This window comes from Streptomyces sp. NPDC007025 (genome assembly GCF_042869455.1).
Lineage (GTDB): Bacteria > Actinomycetota > Actinomycetes > Streptomycetales > Streptomycetaceae > Streptomyces.
The window spans coordinates 141882-165863 of record NZ_JBIAFT010000008.1; the positions used below are offsets into that span (position 1 = coordinate 141882).

The following is a 23982-nucleotide window of genomic DNA, read 5'->3' on the forward strand; positions in this document are numbered from 1 at the left end:
TGTTCCGGGCCGAACAGCCATGGAAGGGACCGATCCGGTGAACAAGAAGCTCGCGGCGGCGCTGTCCGGCGGTGCGGCGCTCGTACTCGCGCTGACTGGTTGCAGTGACGACAGTGGCAAGACCGACGACTGGGCCAAGCAGGTCTGCGACGACCTCCAGCCTCAGCTCAACAAGATCGATCAGGCCAACGCCTCGATCGCCGACGCGTCCCAGGCGACCAAGTCCCCCGAAGAGGTCAAGAAGGCCGACTCCGCCGGGTTCCAGAAGGTCTCCGACGCGTACCAGGCCATGGCCTCTGCGGTGAAGAAGGCGGGGGCGCCTCCCGTGGACGACGGCGAGACGCTGCAGAAGGACGCGGTCAAGGAACTGGACCACATCGCGGACCAATACCACGACCTCAAGGTCGCCACCGACAAGCTCCCCACCGACGACAAGTTCGACGAGGGGCTCGACTCCGTGGCCGCCAAGCTCAAGTCCCTGGGGCAGAGTGGTGACAAGGCCCTCCAGGAGTTGCAGAAGGGCGAGGTCGGCAAGGCGATGGGCAAGCAGGAGAGCTGCAAGAAGACGGGTGTGACCAAGGGCGGCTCCTGAGGACACGGCGACCCGCGCCCCCGGCGGCGTGGCGGCCCGGGAGCGAAGGAGAATGGCGCGGGTGAGCACTGACGCACTTCCCGAGCCCACGACCGAGAGCACCCGCAGGGTGCGCGAGGCATTGACCGCCGCGGGATTCACCGCCGACGGCCTTCTGGACCTCCTCGGTGCCCCCGCCTACGCGGCCCTCGCCCGCGGCGAGACCGTCCCGGCGCTGCGCGCCACCCGGGACGGGGGTCCGCTCGCGATGCTGACCCGCCTCTTCCTGCTGCAGCAGGCCGTGCCGTACCGGAGCGCGCGTGCCGTGCTGCCCGTCGACGCGGTACTGGCCGACCGCTGGCTGGAGCGGGTGCCGGACCCGGCCGCGGCGGAGGGCCCCGCGGAAGCCGTACGCGCCACTGTCGACGTGCGCCCCTACAGCGGCCCGGAGGGCCAGGACTGGTGGGTCGTCAGCGACAGCGGCTGCGCCGTGGGCGGTGCGGGCGGCGTGGGCGGCCCACGCGAGTCGGGCGAGCCCGGCGGTGCGGGCGGGGCCGGCGCCGCCCGCCCGGGGGAGGACGTGGTGCTCGGCGTCGGCGGCGCCTCCACCACGCTGGCCGGGATCATGGTGCCCACCCCGGCCGACCGCGCGCTGGATCTCGGCACCGGGTCCGGGATCCAGGCGCTGCACGCCGGCCGGTTCGCCACGCAGGTCACCGCCACCGACCTCAATCCGCGGGCGCTGCGCTTCGCCCGGCTGACTCTCGCGCTGTCCGGTGCCGCCGAGCCGGAGCTGCGCGAGGGCTCGCTGTTCGAGCCGGTGGCCGGCGAGGAGCCGTACGATCTGATCGTCTCCAACCCGCCGTTCGTGATCTCCCCGGGGGCCCGGCTGACCTACCGCGACGGCGGCATGGCGGGCGACGACATGTGCCGCCACCTCGTCCAGCAGGCGGCCCGCCATCTGGCTCCGGGCGGCTACTGCCAGCTGCTGGCCAACTGGGAGCACCAGGAGGGTGCGGACTGGCGGGACCGCGTCCGCTCCTGGGTGCCGCCGGGGTGCGACGCCTGGATCGTGCAGCGGGAGGTGCAGGACGTCACCCAGTACGCGGAACTGTGGCTGCGCGACGCGGGCGACCACCGGGACGGCGCCGCCGCGTACGCGGAGCGCTATGACGCCTGGCTGGACGAGTTCGCGGCACGCGGTACCAAGGCGGTCGGGTTCGGCTGGGTCACGCTGCGGCGCACGGACGCCGAGTCCCCCTCTGTGCGTGCCGAGGAGTGGCCGCACCCGGTCGAGCAGCCGCTGGGTGAGGTGATCCGGACGCATTTCGAGCGTCAGGACTTCCTGCGCCGGACCGGTGACGCGGAGCTGCTGGAGTACCGCTTCCTCCTCGCGGACGAGGTGGTCCAGGAGCAGGTCGGGGCACCCGGTGCGGAGGATCCGGAGTACGTGGTGCTGCGGCAGAACCGGGGGATGCGGCGGGCGACGACGGTGGACACGGTCGGCGCCGGGTTCGCCGGGGTGTGCGACGGGACGCTGACCGCGGGCCGCATCCTGGACGCCATCGGCCAGCTCCTGGGTGAGGATCCGGCCGAGCTGCGGGCGCGCACACCGGAGTCGATCAGACTCCTGGTCGAACAGGGGTTCCTGACACCGGTGCTGGACTGACACTCCCGAGGGACGGCGGTCGGACCGCCGGGAGCCGGATGGCCGGGAGTCAGAAATCAGGAGCCGGGCTCGCCGGAGCCGATCCCGGTCCACCGAAGTCCACCGAAGCGGCCCGCCGGGGTCAGAGCAGGTTCCGGGCCACGGTCCAGGCGACGGCGGCGCTCAGTACGGCCACCTTGCCGCGGGTGCTCATGCGCGGGGCCCAGCGCCGGCCGCGCAGCCCCTCGGAGAGCCAGCGGCCGGAGAGGTAGACGGCGACGGGCAGGCCGACGGTGAGCAGCGCGGCGTTGTCGTGCAGTGCGGCGGTGACATCGCCGTGCATCAGGTCGTAGGCCATCCGCGTGCCGCCGCAGCCGGGGCAGAGCAGTCCGGTGGCCCAGTTGAAGGGGCAGCGGGGCAGCAGGTTGCCCGAGGTGTGCGGGTCGGTGCCCCACAGATAGCAGGCGCCTGCCAGGCCGGCCGCCGCCGTGGCGAGCGGCGGGGCGGCCGGGTGGGAGAGGGCGGCGCGGAGTCGGCCCACGGCAGCAGGGACGTCGATGATCGCCATGGGTGCCTCCCCTCGTGTCGCGGCGCCCTCCCCCGGGGCGTTCGGCAGCCTCAGCCACGCAGGATGCGGCCGTCGCTGTCGGTGCGGCTGTCGCTGGTCAGGAAGATGATGCCGTCGACCAGCGACCAAATGCCCAGGCCTCCGCAGGTGAAGAGCTGGGCTATGCCCATGCCCACGTGGCCGGTGTAGAACCGGCCGATTCCCAGGCCGCCGATGAAGAGCTGGAGCACCCCCGCGACGATCTTGGACTTGTCGGAGAGCGGACGTCCGTACGGGTCGTAACCGTACGGAGCGTTCGGGTCCCCGGTGTACTGGCCGGGCATGGCGCCCATCGGCTGCTGCTGCGGGTAGCCGTACGCCGGCTGACCGGGCGGCTGGTTGTAAGGGTTCTGTCCCGGCTGCTGGGGATAGCCGTAGCCGGGCTGATTCGGGTCGGACACAAGACCTCCGAGGTCGAGCGGTACCTGGTGATGTGCCCCGGACATGTTGCCAGAGCCGCCGAGCGGCGGGACGGCTGGTTGTCGGGTTACCGTTCGAGTGGCGTTGCCGACTTTTCCCGTTTGACATGGGGGCGGGAGGTACCGTCACACTCCGCAGCGATAGCGCTGCGGAGTGATTCCTCGAAACCGACCGGAGAGAAGAGCAGAAGTTGTCCCCGACCCACGAGACAGCAAATGGTGGGCGCCGACTTGTGATCGTCGAGTCGCCTGCCAAGGCCAAGACGATCAAGGGCTATCTCGGCCCTGGCTACGTTGTCGAGGCCAGTGTCGGGCACATCCGCGACCTTCCCGGCGGTGCGGCCGAGGTTCCCGCGAAGTACAAGGGTGAGCCCTGGGCCCGCCTCGGCGTCAACGTCGATCATGATTTCGAGCCGCTGTACGTCGTCAACAGCGACAAGAAGGACCAGGTCAAAAAGCTCAAGGAGCTGCTGGCCGAGTCCGACGAACTGCTGCTCGCCACTGACGAGGACCGCGAGGGCGAGGCCATCGCCTGGCATCTGCAGCAGGTGCTCAAGCCCAAGGTCCCGGTCAAGCGGATGGTCTTCCACGAGATCACCAAGGACGCCATCCAGAATGCCGTCCGCAATCCCCGCGACCTCAACCAGCGGCTGGTCGACGCGCAGGAGACCCGCCGCATCCTGGACCGGCTGTACGGGTACGAGGTCTCGCCCGTGCTGTGGAAGAAGGTCATGCCGCGGCTGTCGGCGGGCCGGGTCCAGTCCGTGGCCACCCGGCTGGTCGTGGAGCGGGAGCGGGAGCGCATGGCGTTCCGCTCCGCCGAGTACTGGGACCTGACCGGCACGTTCGCGACGGGGCAGGCGGGGGATGCCTCGGCGCCGGCGGGCTCGGGTGCGGGTTCCGGCACGGGTGCCTCCGGTGACCCGGCGACCTTCGGGGCGCGGCTGACCACGGTCGACGGGCGCCGTGTCGCCCAGGGCCGGGACTTCGGTGCGGACGGCCGGCTCAAGGACCAGTCCGCCGTCCTCCATCTGGACGAGGAGGGCGCCCGCTCGCTGGCGGCGGCACTGGAGAACACCGAGTTCGCCGTCCGGTCCGTCGAGTCCAAGCCCTACCGCCGCTCGCCCTACGCTCCCTTCCGTACGACGACTCTTCAGCAGGAGGCGAGCCGGAAGCTCGGGTTCGGCGCCAAGTCGACCATGCAGGTGGCGCAGAAGCTGTACGAGAACGGCTTCATCACCTACATGCGTACGGACTCCACCACGCTCTCCGACACGGCCGTCTCGGCCGCCCGCTCCCAGGTCACCCAGCTCTACGGGGCCGACTACCTGCCGGAGAAGCCGCGCACCTACGCGGGCAAGGTCAAGAACGCGCAGGAGGCCCACGAGGCGATCCGCCCCTCGGGCGACCGGTTCCGCACGCCTGCGGAAACGGGCCTGACCGGGGACCAGTTCAAGCTCTACGAGCTGATCTGGAAGCGGACCGTCGCCTCCCAGATGAAGGACGCCGTCGGGCAGTCGGTGACGGTGAAGGTCGGCGGCCGGTCGGCGGACGGCCGGGACGCCGAGTTCAGCGCCACCGGCAAGGTCATCACCTTCCACGGCTTCCTCAAGGCGTATGTGGAGGGCGCCGACGATCCCAACGCGGAACTGGACGACCGGGAGCGGCGGCTGCCGCAGGTCGCCGAGGGCGACCCGCTGCGCTCCGAGGAGATGTCCGTCGACGGCCACGCGACCAAGCCCCCGGCCCGCTACACCGAGGCGACGCTGGTCAAGGAGCTGGAAGAGCGCGAGATCGGGCGCCCCTCCACCTACGCGTCGATCATCAGCACCATCCTGGACCGGCGTTACGTCTTCAAGAAGGGCACCGCGCTGGTGCCGTCCTTCCTGAGCTTCGCGGTGGTCGGGCTGCTGGAGAAGCACTTCGGCCGGCTCGTGGACTACGACTTCACCGCCCGGATGGAGGACGACCTCGACCGCATCGCCGCGGGCAACGCGGAGGCCGTGCCGTGGCTGCGGCGCTTCTACTTCGGCGAGGGCGGGGAGGAGACCGGTGCGGCCGCCACGGCGGGCAACGGTGACGGCGACCACCTCGGCGGCCTCAAGGAACTCGTCTCCGACCTCGGCGCCATCGACGCCAAGGGCGTGTCCTCGTTCCCCGTCGGCGAGGGCATCATGCTGCGCGTCGGACGGTACGGCCCCTATGTGGAAGGGCCCAGCCAGCAGGAGGGCGAGCCGGGCCGGCGTGCCGACGTCCCGGACGACCTGCCGCCGGACGAGCTGACCGTCGACTACGCCAAGGAGCTGCTGGCCAAGCCCAGCGGCGACTTCGAACTCGGGACCGACCCGGAGACCGGCCGCCCGATCGTGGCACGGGACGGGCGCTACGGGCCGTATGTGACCGAGGTGCTGCCCGAGGGCACGCCGAAGACGGGCAAGAACGCGGTCAAGCCGCGGACGGCTTCGCTGTTCCGTTCGATGTCCCTGGACACCATCACGCTGCAGGACGCGCTCAAGCTGCTGTCGCTGCCGCGGGTCGTCGGGGTCGACCCCGAGTCCGGCAACGAGATCACCGCGCAGAACGGGCGCTACGGCCCCTATCTGAAGAAGGGCACCGACTCCCGCTCGCTGGAGAGCGAGGAGCAGATCTTCGGCATCACGCTGGAGCAGGCGCTGGAGATCTACTCCAAGCCCAAGCAGCGCGGCAGGGCAGCGGCGAAGCCGCCGCTCAAGGAGCTGGGGACCGATCCGGAGACGGAGCGTCCCGTGGTGGTCAAGGACGGCCGGTTCGGGCCGTACGTGACGGACGGCGAGACCAACGCGACCCTGCGGCGGGACGACGACGTCGAGACCATCACCGCCGAGCGGGGCTTCGAGCTGCTGTCCGAGAAGCGGGCCAAGGGCCCCGCCAAGAAGAAGGCGCCCGCGAAGAAGACGCCCGCGAAGAAGACGGCGGCGAAGAAGACGGCGGCGAAGAAGGCGCCTGCCAAGAAGACGGCGGCGAAGAAGACGGCCACCAAGACCGCCACCAAGACCGCCACCAAGGCGGCCACCAAGGCGCCCGCGAAGTCCGCGAAGAAGACGGCCGCCAAGAGCACCGCGAAGAAGACGCCCGCCGAGAAGTCCGCGGAGGAGTGAGCCGGCCCGGCGCCGCCGCACCGTGGCACGTCGCGGACCCCGGACTCCGGGGTCCGCGACGCCGGGCCAGGACGCGGGGACGTCAGGCTGCCGGGACGCCGGGACGCCGGAGGGACCGAGGAGCGCGCCGCGGCGGTGTGACGACGCAGCGGTTGCGGAGCTGTAGCACACAGATGTTCGGGTACGGATCCAGGTGCCGGCCTCCTCCCTATACGCTGGCGGGATGAAGTCTTCGCCCCCAACTGCCCCGGACGACGCCCTCGCAGCGGAATCCCGCGAGGGTGCCGTGACCGCGCTGCTGCGTTTCCCCCCGCTGCGGCGGCTGTGGACCGCGCAGTTCACCAGTGGGATCGGCGACATGCTGGGCCTCCTGGTGCTGCTGCTGCTGGCGATGCAGGCGGCGGCCGTGCGCGGCGTGGCGGGAGACCCGGTCTTCGGCGGCGGATACCGCGGCATGGCACTGGTCGTGGCCACGGTCTTCGGGCTGCGGCTGCTGTCCACGCTGCTGTTCGGCGCCGTCCTGCTGGGCCCGGTCTCCGCGCTGGTCAGCGGAGTCAAGGAGAACCGCGGGACGAGAGTCGCAACGCAGACCGGAACGGACTCCGGGACGAACCCCGCACCGCACGCCGGTGCGGACGACGGAACGAGCCCCGGGGCGGACGCCGGGAAGAGCGGCGTCCCGGCCCGCGACGGCGAGACCAGCGGCGGCGGGTCCGGCGCCGGAAAGAAGATCCTGGACCGGCGGTGGACGCTGTTCGGCGCCGACGCACTGCGTGTCGCCGCACTGATCATCGCACCGCTGTGGGTCGACTGGACGCCCGGCAGCGCGTTCGCCGTCGTGCTCATCACCGTCTTCGTGACGGGCGTCGCCGAGCGGGTCTCCACCGTGACCAGGGACAGCGCGGCCCCCGCACTGCTGCCGGCCGCGCCGCCCGAGGGCACGGCCCTGCGGCCGCTGCCGGACCACAGCGAGGCGCTGCGCCGCCTGTGGCTGCGCTCCGGCTTCGTGGCACTGCCCGTCGCGGCGGCGGGACTCGTCGTCGTCACCCTGCTCAGCAATCTGCTCGCCACGGGGGTCGACTGGTTCGGCTCGCACCAGGCCGCGCTCGCCTCGTACGTGGCGGCCGGCCTGTTCGCCGCGGCGGCCGCCGTCGGGTACTTCCTCGAACTGCCCGACGGGCAGACCCCGCGCCCCCGCTCCCCGCTGGAGGGCCTGCGCCGGCCCCGGACGGCGGACGGCGGCTCCGACAAGGGGCGCACGGGAGCCGTGCCGCTCCTCGTCGTCGCCGGTGGCGCCGTGGGCGGAGCCATCGCCTCGGCAGTCGCCCTCGCCCCGCTGCAAGCCGCCGACCTGGGCGGCGGGCCCGTCGCCTTCGGGCTGCTCGCGCTGATGCTGACCGGCGGCACCGTCGCCGGGATCCGACTGGCGCCGCACACGGTGCCGTCCCTCTCCCGGCGCCGGCTGCTCGCGCTCGTCACCGGGCTGACCGGCATCCTGCTGCTGGCCGCCGGACTGGTGCCCGACACCGCGACCGTCATCGCGCTGGCCCTGCTGGCCGGGCTCGGCGGCGGCATCGCGGCCAACACCCTGCACACCCTGCTCGACCAGGAGACCGAGGAATCCCGCCGCGCCCGGGCGACCGAGCACCTCCAGGCGGTCGTCCGGCTGTCGCTGGCCGTGGGCGCGATCGTGGCGCCCGTACTGGCCGCGTTCATCGGTCCGCACCGGGTGGAGAACGGGTCGTTCGTCTTCGACCATGGCGGCGCCTCGTTCACGCTGATGCTGGTCGGCGCGCTGCTGCTGCCCGTCGGGGCGATCCTGCTGGGCCGCACCGACGACCGGCAGGGCGTGCCGCTGCGGCGCGATCTGGTGGCGGCGTTCGGCGGCGGCCGCCCCCGGCAGACCCCGGCCGGGAGCGGATTCTTCCTGGTCCTGGAGGGCGGCGACGGCGCGGGCAAGACCACGCAGGTGGACGCGCTCGCCGACTGGATCCGGGCCAAGGGCCACGAGGTCGTCGTCACCAAGGAGCCCGGCTCCACCCCGGTCGGCAAGCGGCTGCGCTCGATCCTGCTGGACGTCTCCTCGACCGGGCTCTCGCACCGCGCCGAGGCCCTGCTGTACGCCGCCGACCGCGCCGAGCACGTGGACACGGTCGTCCGCCCCGCGCTGGAACGCGGCGCAGTGGTCATCTCGGACCGCTACGTCGACTCGTCCGTCGCCTACCAGGGCGCGGGCCGCGACCTGTCCCCCGCGGAGATCGCCCGGATCAACCGCTGGGCGACCGACGGACTGGTGCCGCACCTGACCGTGCTGCTCGACGTCGCGCCCGAGACCGCCCGCGAGCGCTTCACGGAGGCGCCGGACCGGCTGGAGTCCGAACCGGTCGAGTTCCACCAGCGGGTCCGGTCCGGCTTCCTCACCCTCGCGGCCGCCGACCCGGCCCGCTACCTCGTCGTCGACGCCGGGCAGGAGCCCGGGAACGTCACCACCGCCGTCCGGCACCGGCTCGATCAGGTGCTGCCGCTCTCCGAGGCCGAGAAGAAGGCCCAGGAGGAGGCACGCAAGCGGGCCGAGGAAGAGGCGCGGCGGCGCGCCGAGGAGGAGGCCCGCCGCAAGGCGGAGGAGGAGCGCAAGGAGCGCGAGCGCCAGGAGCAGTTGGAGAAGCTCCGCCGCGAGGAGGAGGAGCGCAAGCGCCGCGAAGCGGAACTGGCGCGCCAGCGTGAGGAGGCCCGCCGGGCGGAGGAGGCCCGGAAGCAGGCCGAGGAGGCCCGCCGGATCGCCGAGGAGGAACGCGAGCGGCGTGAGGCCGAGCAGCGGGCCCACGAGGAGGAGCAGGAGCGGCTGCGCAAGCGTGCCGAGGAGGAGAAGCGGCTCCGGGCCGAGGCCGAGGAGCGTCGCCTGGAGCGGCAGCGCAAGGCCGAGGAAGCCCTGCTGAAGGCCGAGCAGGCGCGGGCCGCCGCGGCCGCCGAGGCCAAGGCCAAGGCCGAGGCGGACGCGGAGGCGGAGGCGGAGGCCGCGGAGCGGGCGCGGCGCGAGGGGGCCGACGCGCACGCCGCGCAGTCCGCCGAGGCGCCGGGTGCCGACTCCGCTTCCGGCGCCGGTGCGGCATCCGGGGGTTCCGCTTCCGGTACGCCGGTTTCCGAGGACCGCTCGCCGGACGGCGCCGAGGCGGACACCGCGCAGATCCCGCACGTGGGCTCGCGGGACGAGGCCCCCGGTCCGGACGCGGAGGACACCACGCAGTTGCCGCGCCCCGGCAGCGGCCCGTCCGACGACGAGACGACCGTGCTGCCCCAGGTCTCCGACGGGTCCGGCGGGCAGAACGGCGGGGCGGACAGCGACACGACGACGGCGGTCCCCCGGGTCCCCGAGTCCCAGGACGCGGGCGAGACGGCCGTCCTCCCGCAGGTGGACCCCCGGGAGCGGTACGCGGACGCGGATTCCGCCTCCGGTTCCGGTTCCGCCTCCGGTTCGGACGACGCCGAGGACCGTACCCGGGAGCTGCCCCAGGTCGACGAGGGGGAGCGCCCCCGCCCCTCCTGGGCGGAGGACACCCCCATGGACGACGTCCCCACGCTGGCGGACGAGCTGCTGGGCCCGCACGACCCGCAGCACGACGAGGACCGCCGCCGTCGCTGACGGCGGACGGCATGACGGCTGAGGGCGGACGACCGGCCGGCGGGCCCCTGGCCCGCCGACCCGTCCGCCGGCCGCTGAGGGTGTCGGGGGCCGTCGCTCGGCCGACCGCGCCGTCGACTCGGCCGGGTGCGCGCAGCACCCCGGCCGGAACCCCGGACGTCGCCCCGGCCCGGCCCTCGGCGGGCCGTCCCGCCCCGGCATCCGGCGGACCCGGCTGTCACCGCCATCCGCGACAATGGTCCCCATGGCGGTGTGGGACGACCTGGTGGGCCAGGACAGGGCAGCGAAGCAGCTCGTCGCTGCCGCGCGGGACGCGGACGCGTATGTGACGGCGGAGGCCGCGGCGCACGGCTCCGCGGACCTGTCCGGCTCCGCGATGACCCACGCCTGGCTCTTCACGGGACCGCCCGGTGCGGGCCGCGAGCAGGCGGCCCGCGCGTTCGCGGCGGCGCTCCAGTGCGTCAGCCCGGACCGGGCGCTGGGCGGCAGCCCGGGATGCGGCTTCTGCGAGGGCTGCCATACGACGATGGTCGGCACCCACGCGGATGTCGAGATCGTCCGCACCGATCTGCTGACCATCGGCGTGAAGGAGACGCGCGCACTGGTGCGCGGGGCGCAGATGTCCCCCTCGGGCGGCCGCTGGCAGGTGATCGTCCTGGAGGACGCCGACCGGCTGACCGAGGGCGCCGGCAACGTGCTGCTGAAGGCCGTCGAGGAACCGGCGCCGCGCACGGTGTGGCTGCTGTGCGCGCCGTCCACCGAGGATGTCCTCCCCACCATCCGGTCCCGCTGCCGGCAGCTGGCGCTGCGCACGCCCCCGGTCGACGCGGTGGCGGACCTGCTGGTGCGGCGGGACGGGATCGCGCCGGAGACGGCCGCGTCCGCGGCACGGGCCACCCAGGGGCACATCGGCCATGCGCTGCGGCTGGCCACCGACGAGCGGGCCCGCGCCAGACGGCAGGCGGTGCTCAAGCTGCCGTCCCGGGTCGACGACGTGGGCAGTGCGCTGCGGGCCGCGCAGGAGCTGATCGACGCCGCGACGGAGGACGCCAAGCAGGTCGCCGAGGAGCTGGACGCCAAGGAGACCGAGGAACTGCGGGCCGCCCTCGGCGCGGCGGAGGGCAAGCGGCTGCCGCGCGGCACGGCGGGGGCGATGAAGGAACTGGAGGACAAGCAGAAGCGCCGCGCCACCCGCACCCAGCGCGACTCGCTCGACCTCGCGCTCACCGACCTGACGGCGTTCTACCGCGACGTGCTGGCCCGCCAGTTGGGTTCGTCCGTCGCCCTGTCGCACGACGACGCGGCCGGGACGATCGGTCAACTCGCCGCGACGTCCCGTCCGGAGCAGACGCTGCGCCGGATCGAGGCGATCCTGGAGTGCCGCAGGACGCTGGACCGCAATGTCGCCCCGCTGCTGGCGGTGGAAGCGATGACGATGGCGCTGCGGGCCGGCTGACCCCCTGTCCGACGCGGCCCCCGGCGACAACTGGCTGCCTGTCAGGCTCCGGCCACCGGACGACCGCGGCCCACGGGCTGCCGGGAGAGCGGCGTGAGCCGATCGGCACGACCGGCACGGCCACACAGGGGGCGGCCGGGAGCGGCGCCGACCGGCGGACTGACGCGCCACAGCGCCCCCGCGGGCGACGGGCAGGTGCCCGGCTGGGTACGCTCCCAGCACGTGCCGCCGCCGGAGGGATGCCCCATGAGTCAGCCACCCGCCTCCCGTATCCGCTACGGGGGCGCGTCCCGCGGCTGTTCCGGGACCCGGTCCCGCGGCCGTCTCGGGAGCGCCGCGGTCCTCATGGCCACGGCACTGCTGCTCTCCGGCTGTTCGGACGACGACTCGTCCGAGCCGGGCACCGACCCCTCGGCGAAGGGCACCCACGCGGGCGCCGACGCCTCCCCGCTCGAACCGCTGCCCGCGAAGATCCCCGACGAGCTGCGCCCGTACTACGAGCAGAAGTTGTCGTGGCACGACTGCGGCCCGGCCCAGTTCGAATGCGCCACGCTGCGGGTGCCGCTGGACTACGACAAGCCGGGTGACGATCCCGGCGACGACGCGGCGACCGCGGGCCTGGCGGTGACCCGCACCAAGCAGCGCGGCAAGAAGCCGCCGGAGGGCGGTTCGCTGCAGGTCAACCCGGGCGGGCCGGGAGGTTCGGCGATCGAGTACGTGCAGCAGTCGGTGGCCCTGGCCTATCCGCAGCAGGTGCGGGAGCACTACACGCTGGTCGGCATGGATCCGCGGGGCGTCGGCCGCAGCGAGCCCGTCGAATGCCTCACCGACAAGCAGATGGACGCCTATACCCGGGTCGACCAGACTCCGGACGACGCCTCGGAGACCGACGCGCTCACCGCCGCGTACGAGAAGTTCGCCAAGGGGTGCGAGAAGCGCACCGGCAAGCTCCTCGGCCACGTCTCGACGGTCGAGGCGGCCCGGGACATGGACGTGCTGCGCGGCGTGCTCGGCGACCGGAAGCTCAACTACGTCGGCGCCTCCTACGGCACCTATCTGGGCGCCACCTACGCGGGCCTGTTCCCGGAGCGCTCCGGGCGGCTCGTGCTGGACGGCGCGATGGACCCCTCCCTCTCGGCGCGGCGCGTCAACCGCGAGCAGACGGCGGGCTTCGACACGGCGTTCAAGGCGTTCGCGCGCGACTGCGTGAAGATGTCCGACTGCCCGCTGGGCACGGACGGCGTCCAGCAGGCGGGCAAGAAGCTCAGCGCGCTCTTCGCCCGCGTGGACCGCGAACCCCTCAAGACCGACGACCCGGCGCGCACCCTCACCGAGTCCCTGGCCACCACGGGTGTGATCCGCGCCATGTACGACGAGGGCTCCTGGCCGATGCTGCGCGAGGCCCTGACCGCCGCTGGCAAGGGCGACGGCGCACCGCTGCTGGCGCTCTCCGACGACTACTTCGAGCGCGGCCCGGACGGTGAGTACAGCAACATCATGTACGCCAACCCGGCCGTGAACTGCCTCGACCTGCCCCCGGCCTTCTCCGGCGCGGCAGCGGCCCGCAAGGCCGTCCCCTCCTTCGAGAAGGCCAGCCCGGTCTTCGGCCGCGGATTCGCCTGGGCGGCGCTGAACTGCGCCGAGTGGCCGGTCGAGCCGACGGGCGCCCCGCACCGCATCGCTGCGAAGGGCGCCGACCCGATCGTGGTCGTCGGCACCACCCGCGACCCGGCCACCCCCTACCGCTGGGCCCAGGGCCTGGCCGGCCAGCTCTCCTCGGCCCGCCTCCTCACCTACAAGGGCGACGGTCACACCGCCTACCTCCGCGGCAGCGCATGCATCGACAAGGCCGTCGACGCCTACCTGCTGCAGGGCAAGCCCCCCGAGGACGGCACCACCTGCGGCTGACCCCGCCACCCCCGTCCCGACCACCCCCGCAAACCCTGTAGACTTATCGCCGCAGCGGCCCCCAGACTGGCCGTACGCACACTGCCGCCTTAGCTCAGTCGGCCAGAGCGACGCACTCGTAATGCGTAGGTCTCGGGTTCGAATCCCGAAGGCGGCTCCGAGAAGGCCCAGGACGGATAGCCTCTGACCTGGGCCTTTGTGCTTTTCTTGATCCATTCTCGGCGGTGATGTGTCCCGTTCGGGGCACCATGATCGCCACCGGTGGACAACCGGTGGACAGGCGTGCAGCGGGCGTGCAAAGCGGTGGACAGGCGGGGGCCGGCCGACCGGCAACGGGGAGGCGACTTCAAGAGCGCATCTGCGGTCGACGGGCCGTAATCCGTCGTGAGTGCTCTTGGGGGGTTCCTATAAACCGACGTCGTCACCGCGCCGCCTGGTAGAGAATCGGTCGGTCGGAAGATCACGGTGGAGGGGGCGGTCGTGAACGTGATGCGCTTCGACGCGGAGGTCGGCGAATTCGTCCTCGGCGTCCGGGAGGAGAGCGTCCAGCTCCTTCGGGGCATGGGCACGATCTGTCTGCAGGTCGGGCTGGATGTGAAGGCACCCAGTGCGACGAAGGCCGGCAGGTTCCTGGCTCTCCAGACCGACCTGTACGGGATCGCGAACCCCTACCAGCGGACGCTCGTCGGACGGGGCACGGAAGTGCTCGCGTTCACGCCGGAGACCGGAGTCGAGCGGCCCGTCCTCAAGTTCCTCCTCACCTCGGCCCAACTCCACGCCATCAACGAGGCTCGCGACGGCGACCTCCGAATGGAACTGGAGGTCACCGGCACGCTTCCGCAGGCCCCCGGCTACCCCGGTAGCACGACGGAGGTCCTGCACTTCAGCGTGGCAAAGAGCCGCTGGATCGAACAGGTCTCCGCCCTCGGCCCCGCGGTCGCGTTCGAGATGCAGGTCCCGTTCCCGTTGGAGGACGACCCCCGCGCGACGCCCGCCCGGTTCCTGCGCTCAGCCCAGCGTCGACTCCTGGACGACGACATCGAAGGCGCGATCCTGGAGGCCCGTCGCGCGCTTGAATGGATCAAGGACCACAGCGGCTGGAAGTGGCCCGGCGGCAAGGACAGGTTGCAGCGCACGCAAGACGAACGTTGGGCTTGGATCCGTCTCGCCGTCGAGGACCAGACGAGCGCAGCGGTTCACAAGGACGCGGTGACGTCGGCGTTCAGCTACAGCCGGGACGAGGCGAAAGCGCTGATCGCCATCGCCGCAGCGCTGTTGACGGTCGTGGATGACCCTCTCTGAGCAGCCCAGCGAGGCCATGAAGCGGCTTCGCGCACAAGCCGGAGCCCCGGTCAGCTTCCCTCTGACCGGGGCTCCTTCTCCGTCCACCGTCAGGCGGAACGATTCTGCTGGGTCGGGTCGTCCTTACGTGGCGGCGCCATCCTCGGCAGGCGAGACGCGGGGTCTACCTGCGGCACGACGTCCGGAACAGCCGCCAGCGCCTTACGCGCATGAGGGACGAGCTGCACGACCTTCTCGGCGGCGTCACGCGCCAGGTCGTCGAGGACCGACTGGTAGATGTCCCGCGTGATCCGCGTGTCCGAATGGCCGAGGGTCTCCGAGACGACCTTGATGTCGACGCCCGCCGCGAGCATCAGCGTCGCAGCGACGTGCCGGAGGTCATGAAGGCGGATCGGCGGAAGGCCAGCCGCCTCCACGAGGCGCTCGAACAGATCGCTGACCTTGCCCGGGTGGAGGAGAGAGCCGTCCTCCTGGGTGAAGATCCGACCGGTGTTCTGCCAGCCCTCACCCCATGCCTCGCGCTCGGTCTGCTGGCGCGCCTTATGCGTGAGGAGGCCCTCGTTGGTCTCGCCGTCCAGGGCGATCAGTCGGAGGCCGCTGTCGGTCTTGGGCGCACCCTCGTGGACCTCCCAGCCGTCTTGGACGAGCTGCGTGGCGATGGCCAGCGAGCAGTGCTTCGCGGAGTAGTCCTCCCAGCGCACACCGCACGCCTCTCCTCGCCGAGTACCGCGAAACGCAATGAGTCGCCAGAGCAAGTACAGCCGGTCTCCCGCGACGAAGTCGAGGAAGACGGCGGTCTGCTCCGGGGTCCAGACCATGACCGGCGACGGCCGCTTACCGGTCTCCTGCCAACGAGCGATGCGCTCCTCGGTCCAGACGAGGGCCTTCGGCTTGGTACCGGGCAGCAGCTCGACGTGAGCGGCCGGGTTGAAGGCGGGCATGACCTGCTGAGCGATGGCGACGTTGAGCGCGGCCCGGAGCGTGTCGCGGATGTGAGGCTGGGTGTTCAGCCCGGTGACTCGACGGAACGGCGGCATCGCGTCGAGCTGTGCGCGGAACCACTTCCGGCGCGCCCGGTTCTCGGCTCCCTTATTCGGGGTGGCCTTCAGCTCGTCGGCGACCGCGCGTCGCTGGGCGTTCTGCTCCTGGATCTCGATGTTCCGCTCGTTGATGGCGTCGAACATCTTGTCGATGTGGTGGACTCGGAGCTTGTCGAGGCGAAGGTGCCCGAGGTGCGGCTTGAGGTGGACGCGGATGTCGCATTCGTAGCGCGACGCACCGCCACGGCGCAGACGTTTCCGCCCGGCCAGCCAGGTGTCGAGCCACTCCCCGACGGTGGTCTTCGAGTTGAGCGACTGACCCGTCTGGAACCGGCGACGGGTCTCGTCGTAGTCCGGCAGAGGGGCCTTCTCCTTGACGCAGTCCTCCAGCAGGTCGCTGATCTGCGTCCTGCCCCACGCGTCGTCCTCTTCAGGAATCGCCATGAGGGCGCGGACCTTGCCCAGCTCCTCCTGGGCCTTGGTGGAGGTCTCGAAGCCACCACGACGGAACCGCCGTCGTCGGCCGTCCTGGGCGGGGTCCAGCTCCTGGAACACCCCGAAGGTCCCGTGCCGTCGCGACTGGAGCTTCGGGCACGACGCCCCGAGGTCCTTGCCGGTCTCGGGGTCAGTGCACCGGCACCGTCGCGTGATGGTGCCCTTCTTCATTCACGCTCCTCAGCCTCGGGGTGTATGTGGGGCTCGTCGACAAAGGCGAGTCGGTCAGGAAGGGCCGGAGGGGTGAGGCCGCGCTGACGCATCCGCTCTCGGTACGCGCGCAGCTCTTGGGCGTCCTCGAAGGCGTGCGCCTCGTATCCCTCGGCCCGCTCAAGAAGCGTGGTTCGGCGACTGCGGTCCAGAGTGGTGCTGGCTACTCGTCGCCGCTCCTGCGCCAAGTCGTACGAGGACATCGACGCGGCAACGAGGTCGCCATGGTGTCGGAAGCTGTCGAGCACGTCCCGGGGCGAGCCCTCGGGGGCCGCATCATCCAGAGGTGTCTCACCTGTGAACCACGCGACCGCGTCCCAGGTGGACAGCTCGCGGCCCGGTAGAACCTCGACCGCCGCCGAAGAACCGAGCGGGAACAGCAGGGTGACCGGCGGGACGTCCAGTACGTCGGCAAGCATGACGACGTCCGCCACGCTGACGCTCGTCTTGCGTCCGGACTCCAGGTTCTTGATCGAGTGCTCGGTGATTTCCGGCATGCCGCGGGCCGCGCACTCCTGCGCGACCTCGGCCATCGTGAGGCCGGCGGCCCGGCGCGAGTCTCGTAGGCGCTGAGCGATCCGACCGGTGAACGCTGTCGACCATTGATCAGGTGTCATGGTGACACCCTAAGAAGCGAAAAGGCGCTGCCGCAACTCCGTGATACATCTTTCGCGTCACTACGGCACGCAGAAACGTCAGGAGAGTGTCATGGCAGCACCTAAGATGGCAGGAGCGGGGCGGGGACTGACGAGCGACGAGCTGCTCGCTCTTCCGGCGGTGATCGATCTCGACACCTCGAACAAGGCGCTGATGATCGGACGGTCCACCGGGTATGGGCTCGCGAAGCAGGGGGAGTACCCGGTTAAGGTGCTGCGCCTAGGGAACGCCTACCGAGTGGTCACGGCCGACCTGCTGAAGCTGCTGGGCTTGGGGCACCGGCACTCTGGAGTAAGCCAGGAGGCGAGCGACAGCGAGCGGCACGGCCTCGCTGCGTAGTCCGTACGCCGCGAAGGATGGCGCAGCCCCATCCGGCCAGTCTCGCAAGGGCAGGGAGCTTGCAGGGATGAGGTGCACGAACACCTTGATCAGAGGATGCCCCTCCACGACCACGGCCGCGGTCCGGATCGACCACGCAGACAGTCGATCCGAAACTGCGCCTGGCTCCGCCACTCCGCATTGCTGGCTGCGTGTTGCGCCGCGTACGTCACCATCCGCAGCTCACGGGCACGCGCGAGGATGGGGTAGCCCTCCCACGCAGCCACGTCATGTCCGTACACCGCACAGAACCGGTCGTACTCGCCGCTGCTGACGGCTCCGGTGGTCTTCGCGCGCACGGCGGTGGATACGAGGTCCCATTCTGGAGGCCCCACCGAGAAGCGCTCCAGGTCCATCATCAGGACCCCGTCGGCCGTGCGGACGATGTTGCCGGGCCATGCGTCGCCGTGCACAGCCCGGTCGGGGAGACCGGCCGGCCGCTCGGCCCAGGCTGCTGCGAGGTCGCGGTGAAGAGCGCGCAGCCACTCCTTGTCATCATCGCGAATCGTGGTGGCCGCTTGCAGCCGTTCGTCGACCCGGATGAAGGGGTCGAGGTACCCCAACTCGATGTCTGGTGTGGGCAAGGAGTGGAGCTGTGCGAGGAGCTGAGCGACGTCTTCAACGGAGCCGTGCTCCTGCGGGGGGAGTTCTGCCCAGAAGGTGACGGGTCTGCCGCCTGCCTCGACCGGCTGCTCCACGTCGACCAGACGAATGGCGGGGACGTTCTCCTGGTCGAGCCAGCGTGCGACGCGCACCTCGCGGGCTGCCGCAGCACTCTGTCCTTCCCGGGCGATCCGCACGATCACCCCTTGATGAGGCAGCCGCCATATCTGGTTCTCGGCCAGGCGAAGAGGTTCCGCTCCGGCGGAGTCCAATCCGACTGCGGAACATGCCTGCTTCAGGGCGTGACGCGCCGGTGCGGCTGCCGAAGAAGTCATGCCGAAACCGTAGCGGCGATCCGATCTCGCAGCGCTGAAGCCTCCTGGACGGTCCGATGCTTCGAGGCGAAGCGGCCGAGCTGCCGCAGATCGTCGGCAGCGCGCCGGGAGGTGAGCCGGCCTACCTCGTTGAGGGCGTCGTGGCCGAGCGCCGCCGCCTGGCGAGGGTCACCCTTGGCCATGAGCAGAGAGGCCAGCTTCGTCCGTGAGATCGCACGAGACCGTTTGTAGGCGTCTGCGTGTCCCTTCACCGCTGTGTCGAATCGACGAGCGGCCCGGCCCGGGTCCTGCCCGGCCAGGATCGCGAGATCGAACAGGGCGTGAGCCGTGTCCCCGTTGTGCTGCGCCTCGTCGTAGTAGGCCATCCACGACGGGTCCTCGGCGGGCCGGGCCCGGGTGAACGCTTCGTCCGCGGCGCCGACGGCCGCCATGGTGTCGCGGACATTCCCCATCTTCCCGAAGGCCCTGGCCCGCGCCGTGTGAAGCATCGCCTGCTCTGTCGCCGTCAAGCGGTCGGAGCGCACGAGCCCCTTCTCGGCGTAGGTGAGGCCGTCATCGGGGGCTCCGATCCATACGGCTTGCCGTGCGAGGAACGAGTACGTCTTGGCCCGCAGATGCCAGTCGCCGGCCTCCTCGGCGCAATCCGCTGCGAATCGGAACGTCTTGGTGGCTTCGTCGTGGTGGTAGGCGTCGAAGGCAGAGGCGCCGACCACGATGCCGAGGCGCGATACGGCGGCGAACAGGTCGGTTCGTAGGTGCTCTGGGAACTGCGCTTGCAGCAGGCCGGCCGACCACTGCATCGCTCGGGCGGCCACGTCACGTACCACGCCCCCGCCACCCAGCTCGTTGTCCATGCTGCTGAGGGCGTTGGCCACGGCCAAGACCTGGTCGACGTGGCTCGGGTTGACGTGGGTCGGGAGAGACAGCTCGGCGGGCGCGAAGACATCGGTGAAGTTGAGAGGGGCTATGGCGGCGAGGCCGCCGATTCCGAGGAACGAGCGTCGAATCACGGGCTCATGGCTCCCAGGGCGAAGAGTCGGTTCGTCTCCGCCCAGGATGCGGCCTGCGGGCGCCTGAACGCGCACTTCCCCCCGGCGCGCGGAAGCCTTATCGGCATCGGCCCGCTTTTTATCGGCATCGCCGTCGCCGAAGACCATCGGCCACGCCCGGTCAAGGAGCCCACCCGTGCCGAGGGCGTCATCGAGCCGCTGCACCACGTCGCGACGACAGCTCGGGTACTTGCCCTTCTCAATCGACAAGATCATGTCGTCGCTGACCTGCACTAACCGACCAAGCGCCTTGGCCGACAGCCCCTGTTCCAGGCGAAGTCTGCGCAGCTCGCTGCCGAACCACTCCTGGGGGGACGCCCCCGGAACGAGCTGCTTCATTGGCTGCGGCATGTCCTGTCCCCGAAGTCGTCGATGCCGAACTCTTCACCTCTCGGCATCAGGCTCTGCACGTTCTCGGTGCGCTCTGCCTAAATGGTTGCTGATCGGTTCTAGACCAGTACACACCGCAACCCACCCCTGCTGAAGGGGTTCTGGCAGAACGGAGGAAGCAGCGATGGAACTACTCGTCGACACCCGCGAGCGGGATGCTTCTGTTCGAGCCACGTCCAGAAGTGTGGACGGCCAACTCGACATGAGTTTCAACGTCCGGGCCGAAGACCTGGGAACCGTCCGGGACATCGTCGCCGCGCACCTCTGCTGGTGGCGCGTCGACAACGGCACCGCGTTCCGCATGCTGACCGTGGTCAACGAACTGCTCACCAACGTCTTGCAGCACACCCCTGCGGACGCCGACGGGTGCCGGATGGCCAGCCTGCTCCTCCAGAAGGTGCCGGACGGCGTCACCGCCATCATCCGCGACCAGGACCCCCACCCGCCGGTGTACTCGTCGCCGGACCCCCTGGCCGAAGAGGGGCGTGGGCTGATGCTGCTCCGTGCCCTGGCCGACGACGCGTCCGTCTCCATGACCTCAGCGGGCAAGGACGTGTGGGTCTTCATAGGGACCCCGGAATCGACCGAGCACTTCTAGCCCCCACGGCCGGCACTTGGCCCTCCCCAGGAGTTCCCGATGTCCCTCACCGCTCTGGTACCGGAGAACGACGTGGTTCCTCCGCCAGCCAACGAGCCCGGCGTCCCGAAGTGGACACCTCCACTTGACGCCGGCAGCTTGAAGTTGGTCCTGGAGCGGATCACCGCATGGAAGCCCCTCGACGTCGAGGCGATCTTCGATGATCTCGACATGACGATCGGCAACCAGCCGCCGCCCGTGGCTGCGACCGGAGCATTGATCGAACGCCTCCGCGACCACCTGAAGCGACTCAGTGACATCGCTGTCGCTGACAAGCAGTTTGCTCCCACCGTAGAGATGGCCCGGCTCGTTGAACTGGGACGCCCTATGCGGGATGAGCGCACGCCGGCCGACCACCAGAAAGCTGTCGGCTTCGCTCGTCGCCTCGCTTTCGTGACCTCCGACCTGGTCGATGAACTGATCGAAGCCCGGTACATCAAGGGGCAGATCGAATGCTGACCGCCGCCGCAACGCTGCCTCGCCGCCCCGCCGTCTCCCTGCGCCCGGCTGCGGAAGCGTACGACTACGAATACTTCCGCAGCCGTCTCGCCGAACCTGCTCTCCTCGCGGACGCCGTAGCAGTCCGTGTTTTCCGGGCGCCGCTCCTCGCGGTCCCCGCCGGCGGGCCGCGCCGCGGCGGATACATGTCCTTCGATCTGCTGACGCACGCGACAGCGACGCATGCCCTCCTCGCGGAGCACCCCGGCTTCCCGCGCCTGCGCGTTCGATGGTCGCCATACCGCGAGACCTGCCACACCGTCGAGTGGGGCGACCCCGCTCCCGATTGGCGGGAGGACGATGCGGTCTTCGGACGCTTCTACGGCTACAGCGATGCAGCGATAGCCGCCTTCACGCAGCGGCACCACCAGACTCCCCCTTCGGCCACGCCCGCCCCGTGTTCCCCCACGGCACCGTAGCTGGCCGAAGAGGGCCCGACTTCCCACCCGAGAGGACGAGCACCATGTGTGCGCACAACCCGCCGTGCCCCACGGCTGAGGCTCCCGACAGGGAGGCCGCGCGGCCCCTCGCGCACCGGCCTGAGCAGGGCTGGAGCCTGCTGTGCAACGGAGTGCTCCTCTTCGAGGACACCGGTGAGCTGCTGCCGGACGGCCAGGTCATCGCCCCGCACCGCGCCCTCAACGTGGCGAGGGCAGTCGCGTGAAGCGGACCAGCGCGGCGCCCCGGCTGGTCCCGTACATCACCCAGCGCGAGGGCGAGTACGGCGGGCTGGAGTCGGAACTCACGCTGAGCATGAACGCCTTCGGCGCCGTGCGTCTCGCCTACCAGGACGAGACCCCGGCTGACCGCGGGCCCCGCGGTGAGCTGTGGGCCCGGTGCTCCCAGTCGCTGAACGCGGCCGGGAAGCCGACGGGCAGGCCGCAGTGGCGCATGGTCAATCCCGTCCGGCAGCGGGAGGCGATGGAGCAGCTTCGGTGCCAGGTCAGCTTCTGCCCGGCCGAGACCGACCAGGGCTACATCTTCCTCGCCGGGAATTCGGAAGGCGCTTCCCACCGTGCTGGTGAGCCGGTGAGGACGGCCCAGCCGCCGGTGTGCCTGAAGCACCTGCGACCGTCCATAGAGCTGTGCCCGCATCTACGGAAGGGGCACATCGCCTTCCGCGCGCGGGCGACGTCCCCCTGGGGCGTCATCGGCACCCGGTACCGCCTCACCGCCACCGGCCTGGAACCCCTTCCTGCCGACGACGATGACGCGCCCGTGGCGTACGGGCACCCCCAGTCGGGCTGGTTCCTGGCGAGCCAACTCATACGCGAACTGAGGGACTACGAGGTCGTCAATCTGGACGATCTTGTACCCGCCGCCTAGACGGCCGCCGGGGGCCCTGAGTGATACGGACGGGGCTCCTGGGCGGCTCACCACCGGCGCCGAACGGAGAGCGTTCGCCGATAGCCTCCCGGCCCACTGGCACACCGTGCCGACCTACCCCCTCCCCCTGAACACGAACGACCGAAGGAAGTCCATGACGAACACGACCGTCAAGCCCGACGAGGCGACCCGCCTGCGGAACAAGGTGGTGGACGAGCTGTGCGCGGACGGCAACATCTCCTCCTCGGAGATCGAAGCGGTGATGCGCAAGGTGCCGCGGCACGAGTTCACCCCCGCCGACACGCCGCTGGACAAGGCGTACGACACGTACGCCGCCGTGATCACCAAGACGGACGAGCACGGTGTGCAGATCAGCTCCGTCTCCGCGCCGCAGATTCAGGCCATGATGCTGGAGCAGGCGCAGGTGAAGCCCGGGATGCGGGTCCTGGAGATCGGCTCTGGCGGGCTGAACGCGGCCTACCTCGCCGAACTCGTCGGTGAGGACGGTGAAGTCGTCACCGTCGACATCGACCCCGAGGTCACCGACCGCGCGCGCCGGCTCCTGGACGACCACGGGTACGGTCGGGTGCACGTCGTCACTGTTGACGCCGCCGAGCCCATCCCGGACCTCGGTGAGGTCGACGTCGTGATGGTGACCGCCGGGGCCTGGGACATCTCCCCGGCCTGGACCGCGCAGCTCAAGTCCGGCGGCCGGCTCGTGGTGCCGCTGCGGATGCGGGGCCTGACCCGGTCGGTCTCCTTCATCCAGGTCGAGGGCGAGCACGGCCCCTACCTGGCGAGCGAGTCGGCGAAGATCTGCGGCTTCGTCCCGATGCAGGGCTCCACCGCCCACCGGGAGGAACTCCTCCTGGTCAACGGCACTCCGGAGATCGGGCTCAAGTTCGATGACGGCCTGCCGGCCGACCCGCACCGGCTCGACAACGCCGTCACGTTCCCGCGCCACGAGCTGTGGACCGGCGTCAGCGTCCGCATCCAGGAACTCATCGACACCCTCCAGATGGCGATGGCGATCAGCCTGCCGGGCTTCTGCACCATGGCCGTCGATGAGAACTCGGACACGGGCCTGGTCGCCCCCGTGAACAAGCGGTTCGCGCTCGCGGCCGTCGAGGACGACACCTTCGCCTACCTCGTTACCCGCCGCACCGAGGACAACAAGCACTTGGAGTACGGCGTGCACGCCCTCGGCCCGCACGCGGAGCAGTTCGCCGACAAGATCGCCGGCGTGCTCCGCGACTGGGAGGCCAACCGGCGCGGCGGCCCCAGCCCGGTCATCCGGGTCTATCCGGCCAGCACCCCCGATGAGCAGATCCCGGCCGACCGGGTCATCGACAAGGTGCACAGCCGGATCTCGCTCTCCTGGCCCTCGGCGTAACGCCGAGAGCCAGGTCATCCCGCACCACCCCAACGAGAAGAAGGGCACCAACATGACGAGCGCCACTCTTGCCCCGCCCCCGGTCGCGCCTGCGGCGGACCTGGAGGACGACTTCGCGCCCCTGGACGTGAAGGTCGTCATCGCCGAGCACTCGTACGGCCACCTCATGTGCTCGACGGGCGACGGCTGCGGCACCACCTGCGCGACCGGTGCCTCCGCCTGCGGTTCCTTCACCGAGGACCCGGCCTGATCCAGGCCGACCTCCTCACCTGTGGCCGGGCGA

At 70.9% G+C, this 23982-nt stretch carries 21 protein-coding genes and 1 tRNA gene; 16 read left to right on the forward strand and 6 right to left on the reverse strand.

Translation table 11 applies throughout. From position 1 onward, the window contains the following. Positions 1-19 precede the first annotated feature (19 nt). Positions 20-592, forward strand: coding sequence for a small secreted protein (locus tag ACFYMO_RS17335; RefSeq protein WP_366773371.1), 573 nt, complete (start codon positions 20-22; stop codon positions 590-592). A 52-nt stretch (positions 593-644) separates the two neighbouring features. Next, a complete protein-coding gene (locus tag ACFYMO_RS17340) occupies positions 645-2240 on the forward strand; it encodes a class I SAM-dependent methyltransferase (RefSeq protein WP_366773372.1) in 1596 nt (531 codons plus the stop codon). A 121-nt stretch (positions 2241-2361) separates the two neighbouring features. On the opposite strand, the gene ACFYMO_RS17345 is transcribed toward ACFYMO_RS17340, so the two are convergent. Together ACFYMO_RS17345 and ACFYMO_RS17350 are read right to left on the reverse strand one after the other, a co-directional pair. Beyond that, the gene (locus ACFYMO_RS17345) at positions 2362-2787 is read right to left on the reverse strand and encodes a DUF2752 domain-containing protein (protein WP_388547204.1); all 426 of its coding nucleotides are present in this window, start codon (positions 2785-2787) and stop codon (positions 2362-2364) included. A gap of 50 nt (positions 2788-2837) precedes the next feature. Continuing rightward, on the reverse strand, positions 2838-3227 hold the full coding sequence (locus ACFYMO_RS17350) for an NINE protein (RefSeq protein WP_366773374.1): 390 nt from the start codon (positions 3225-3227) through the stop codon (positions 2838-2840). A 209-nt stretch (positions 3228-3436) separates the two neighbouring features. On the opposite strand from ACFYMO_RS17350, the gene topA reads away from it, so the two are divergent. The 6 genes from topA (at position 3437) to ACFYMO_RS17380 (ending at position 14688) form a co-directional block, all read left to right on the forward strand. Beyond that, complete coding sequence (gene topA / locus ACFYMO_RS17355) at positions 3437-6382, forward strand: type I DNA topoisomerase (RefSeq protein ID WP_388547207.1); 2946 nt, start codon at positions 3437-3439, stop codon at positions 6380-6382. 223 nt (positions 6383-6605) lie between these two features. Continuing rightward, the gene (gene tmk, locus ACFYMO_RS17360) at positions 6606-10022 is read left to right on the forward strand and encodes a dTMP kinase (RefSeq protein ID WP_388547210.1); all 3417 of its coding nucleotides are present in this window, start codon (positions 6606-6608) and stop codon (positions 10020-10022) included. Between the two features lie 244 nt (positions 10023-10266). Further along, positions 10267-11478, forward strand: a complete 1212-nt coding sequence (locus ACFYMO_RS17365) for a DNA polymerase III subunit delta' (RefSeq protein WP_366773377.1) — start codon at positions 10267-10269, stop codon at positions 11476-11478. A gap of 345 nt (positions 11479-11823) precedes the next feature. Beyond that, complete coding sequence (locus ACFYMO_RS17370; RefSeq protein WP_366773400.1) at positions 11824-13386, forward strand: alpha/beta hydrolase; 1563 nt, start codon at positions 11824-11826, stop codon at positions 13384-13386. 83 nt (positions 13387-13469) lie between these two features. After that, positions 13470-13543: transfer RNA gene (locus ACFYMO_RS17375), tRNA-Thr, on the forward strand. Positions 13544-13866: 323 nt separating this feature from the next. Next, positions 13867-14688: a hypothetical protein gene (locus ACFYMO_RS17380; RefSeq protein ID WP_164181741.1), complete on the forward strand. Its 822-nt coding sequence runs from the start codon at positions 13867-13869 to the stop codon at positions 14686-14688. A gap of 89 nt (positions 14689-14777) precedes the next feature. Here ACFYMO_RS17380 and ACFYMO_RS17385 read toward each other — a convergent pair whose 3' ends face one another. Together ACFYMO_RS17385 and ACFYMO_RS17390 are read right to left on the reverse strand one after the other, a co-directional pair. Beyond that, positions 14778-16394, reverse strand: a complete 1617-nt coding sequence (locus tag ACFYMO_RS17385; RefSeq protein ID WP_164181749.1) for a tyrosine-type recombinase/integrase — start codon at positions 16392-16394, stop codon at positions 14778-14780. Next, positions 16391-17050: a helix-turn-helix domain-containing protein gene (locus ACFYMO_RS17390; protein ID WP_008746452.1), complete on the reverse strand. Its 660-nt coding sequence runs from the start codon at positions 17048-17050 to the stop codon at positions 16391-16393. Before ACFYMO_RS17390 ends, ACFYMO_RS17385 begins: the two co-directional genes overlap by 4 nt. A gap of 91 nt (positions 17051-17141) precedes the next feature. On the opposite strand from ACFYMO_RS17390, the gene ACFYMO_RS17395 reads away from it, so the two are divergent. Beyond that, entirely contained in the window at positions 17142-17429 is a 288-nt protein-coding gene (locus ACFYMO_RS17395; RefSeq protein WP_164181751.1) for a hypothetical protein, read from the forward strand. 89 nt (positions 17430-17518) lie between these two features. Here ACFYMO_RS17395 and ACFYMO_RS17400 read toward each other — a convergent pair whose 3' ends face one another. Then, positions 17519-18406 (reverse strand): phosphotransferase family protein, encoded by an 888-nt coding sequence (locus ACFYMO_RS17400; RefSeq protein WP_008746450.1) that lies wholly within the window; start codon positions 18404-18406, stop codon positions 17519-17521. After that, positions 18403-19794, reverse strand: a complete 1392-nt coding sequence (locus ACFYMO_RS17405) for a helix-turn-helix transcriptional regulator (protein WP_239105445.1) — start codon at positions 19792-19794, stop codon at positions 18403-18405. The genes ACFYMO_RS17400 and ACFYMO_RS17405 overlap by 4 nt, the downstream gene beginning before the upstream one ends. Positions 19795-19969: 175 nt before the next feature. Here ACFYMO_RS17405 and ACFYMO_RS17410 point away from each other — a divergent pair, with 175 nt between their 5' ends. The 7 genes from ACFYMO_RS17410 to fxlA all read left to right on the forward strand — a co-directional run bounded on the left by ACFYMO_RS17410 (position 19970) and on the right by fxlA (position 23949). Then, positions 19970-20443 (forward strand): ATP-binding protein, encoded by a 474-nt coding sequence (locus tag ACFYMO_RS17410; RefSeq protein WP_008746448.1) that lies wholly within the window; start codon positions 19970-19972, stop codon positions 20441-20443. Positions 20444-20482: 39 nt separating this feature from the next. Beyond that, the gene (locus ACFYMO_RS17415; protein ID WP_008746447.1) at positions 20483-20941 is read left to right on the forward strand and encodes a DUF6415 family natural product biosynthesis protein; all 459 of its coding nucleotides are present in this window, start codon (positions 20483-20485) and stop codon (positions 20939-20941) included. Next, positions 20935-21399 carry a DUF6302 family protein gene (locus ACFYMO_RS17420; protein ID WP_008746446.1) on the forward strand — a complete coding sequence of 155 codons (465 nt, stop codon included), beginning with the start codon at positions 20935-20937 and terminating at the stop codon, positions 21397-21399. Before ACFYMO_RS17415 ends, ACFYMO_RS17420 begins: the two co-directional genes overlap by 7 nt. A gap of 44 nt (positions 21400-21443) precedes the next feature. After that, on the forward strand, positions 21444-21644 hold the full coding sequence (locus ACFYMO_RS17425) for a DUF5999 family protein (protein ID WP_008746445.1): 201 nt from the start codon (positions 21444-21446) through the stop codon (positions 21642-21644). Next, the gene (locus tag ACFYMO_RS17430; RefSeq protein WP_239105446.1) at positions 21641-22306 is read left to right on the forward strand and encodes a hypothetical protein; all 666 of its coding nucleotides are present in this window, start codon (positions 21641-21643) and stop codon (positions 22304-22306) included. The genes ACFYMO_RS17425 and ACFYMO_RS17430 overlap by 4 nt, the downstream gene beginning before the upstream one ends. Positions 22307-22460: 154 nt before the next feature. After that, a complete protein-coding gene (gene fxlM, locus ACFYMO_RS17435; protein ID WP_164181756.1) occupies positions 22461-23699 on the forward strand; it encodes a methyltransferase, FxLD system in 1239 nt (412 codons plus the stop codon). Positions 23700-23751: 52 nt separating this feature from the next. After that, positions 23752-23949 (forward strand): FxLD family lanthipeptide, encoded by a 198-nt coding sequence (gene fxlA / locus ACFYMO_RS17440; protein ID WP_023416956.1) that lies wholly within the window; start codon positions 23752-23754, stop codon positions 23947-23949. Positions 23950-23982: the final 33 nt, after the last annotated feature.

Bases quoted from the DNA above. Each gene is read 5' to 3' on its own strand.
- ACFYMO_RS17335 (WP_366773371.1), top strand. From the start codon at position 20: ATGGAAGGGACCGATCCGGTGAACAAGAAGCTCGCGGCGGCGCTGTCC.
- ACFYMO_RS17340 (WP_366773372.1), top strand. From the start codon at position 645: ATGGCGCGGGTGAGCACTGACGCACTTCCCGAGCCCACGACCGAGAGC.
- ACFYMO_RS17345 (WP_388547204.1), bottom strand. From the start codon at position 2,787: ATGGCGATCATCGACGTCCCTGCTGCCGTGGGCCGACTCCGCGCCGCC.
- tmk (WP_388547210.1), top strand. From the start codon at position 6,606: ATGAAGTCTTCGCCCCCAACTGCCCCGGACGACGCCCTCGCAGCGGAA.
- ACFYMO_RS17365 (WP_366773377.1), top strand. From the start codon at position 10,267: ATGGCGGTGTGGGACGACCTGGTGGGCCAGGACAGGGCAGCGAAGCAG.
- ACFYMO_RS17370 (WP_366773400.1), top strand. From the start codon at position 11,824: ATGGCCACGGCACTGCTGCTCTCCGGCTGTTCGGACGACGACTCGTCC.
- ACFYMO_RS17385 (WP_164181749.1), bottom strand. From the start codon at position 16,394: ATGAAGAAGGGCACCATCACGCGACGGTGCCGGTGCACTGACCCCGAG.
- ACFYMO_RS17390 (WP_008746452.1), bottom strand. From the start codon at position 17,050: ATGACACCTGATCAATGGTCGACAGCGTTCACCGGTCGGATCGCTCAG.
- ACFYMO_RS17395 (WP_164181751.1), top strand. From the start codon at position 17,142: ATGGCAGCACCTAAGATGGCAGGAGCGGGGCGGGGACTGACGAGCGAC.
- ACFYMO_RS17400 (WP_008746450.1), bottom strand. From the start codon at position 18,406: ATGACTTCTTCGGCAGCCGCACCGGCGCGTCACGCCCTGAAGCAGGCA.
- ACFYMO_RS17405 (WP_239105445.1), bottom strand. From the start codon at position 19,794: ATGAAGCAGCTCGTTCCGGGGGCGTCCCCCCAGGAGTGGTTCGGCAGC.
- ACFYMO_RS17410 (WP_008746448.1), top strand. From the start codon at position 19,970: ATGGAACTACTCGTCGACACCCGCGAGCGGGATGCTTCTGTTCGAGCC.
- ACFYMO_RS17415 (WP_008746447.1), top strand. From the start codon at position 20,483: ATGTCCCTCACCGCTCTGGTACCGGAGAACGACGTGGTTCCTCCGCCA.
- ACFYMO_RS17420 (WP_008746446.1), top strand. From the start codon at position 20,935: ATGCTGACCGCCGCCGCAACGCTGCCTCGCCGCCCCGCCGTCTCCCTG.
- ACFYMO_RS17425 (WP_008746445.1), top strand. From the start codon at position 21,444: ATGTGTGCGCACAACCCGCCGTGCCCCACGGCTGAGGCTCCCGACAGG.
- fxlM (WP_164181756.1), top strand. From the start codon at position 22,461: ATGACGAACACGACCGTCAAGCCCGACGAGGCGACCCGCCTGCGGAAC.
- fxlA (WP_023416956.1), top strand. From the start codon at position 23,752: ATGACGAGCGCCACTCTTGCCCCGCCCCCGGTCGCGCCTGCGGCGGAC.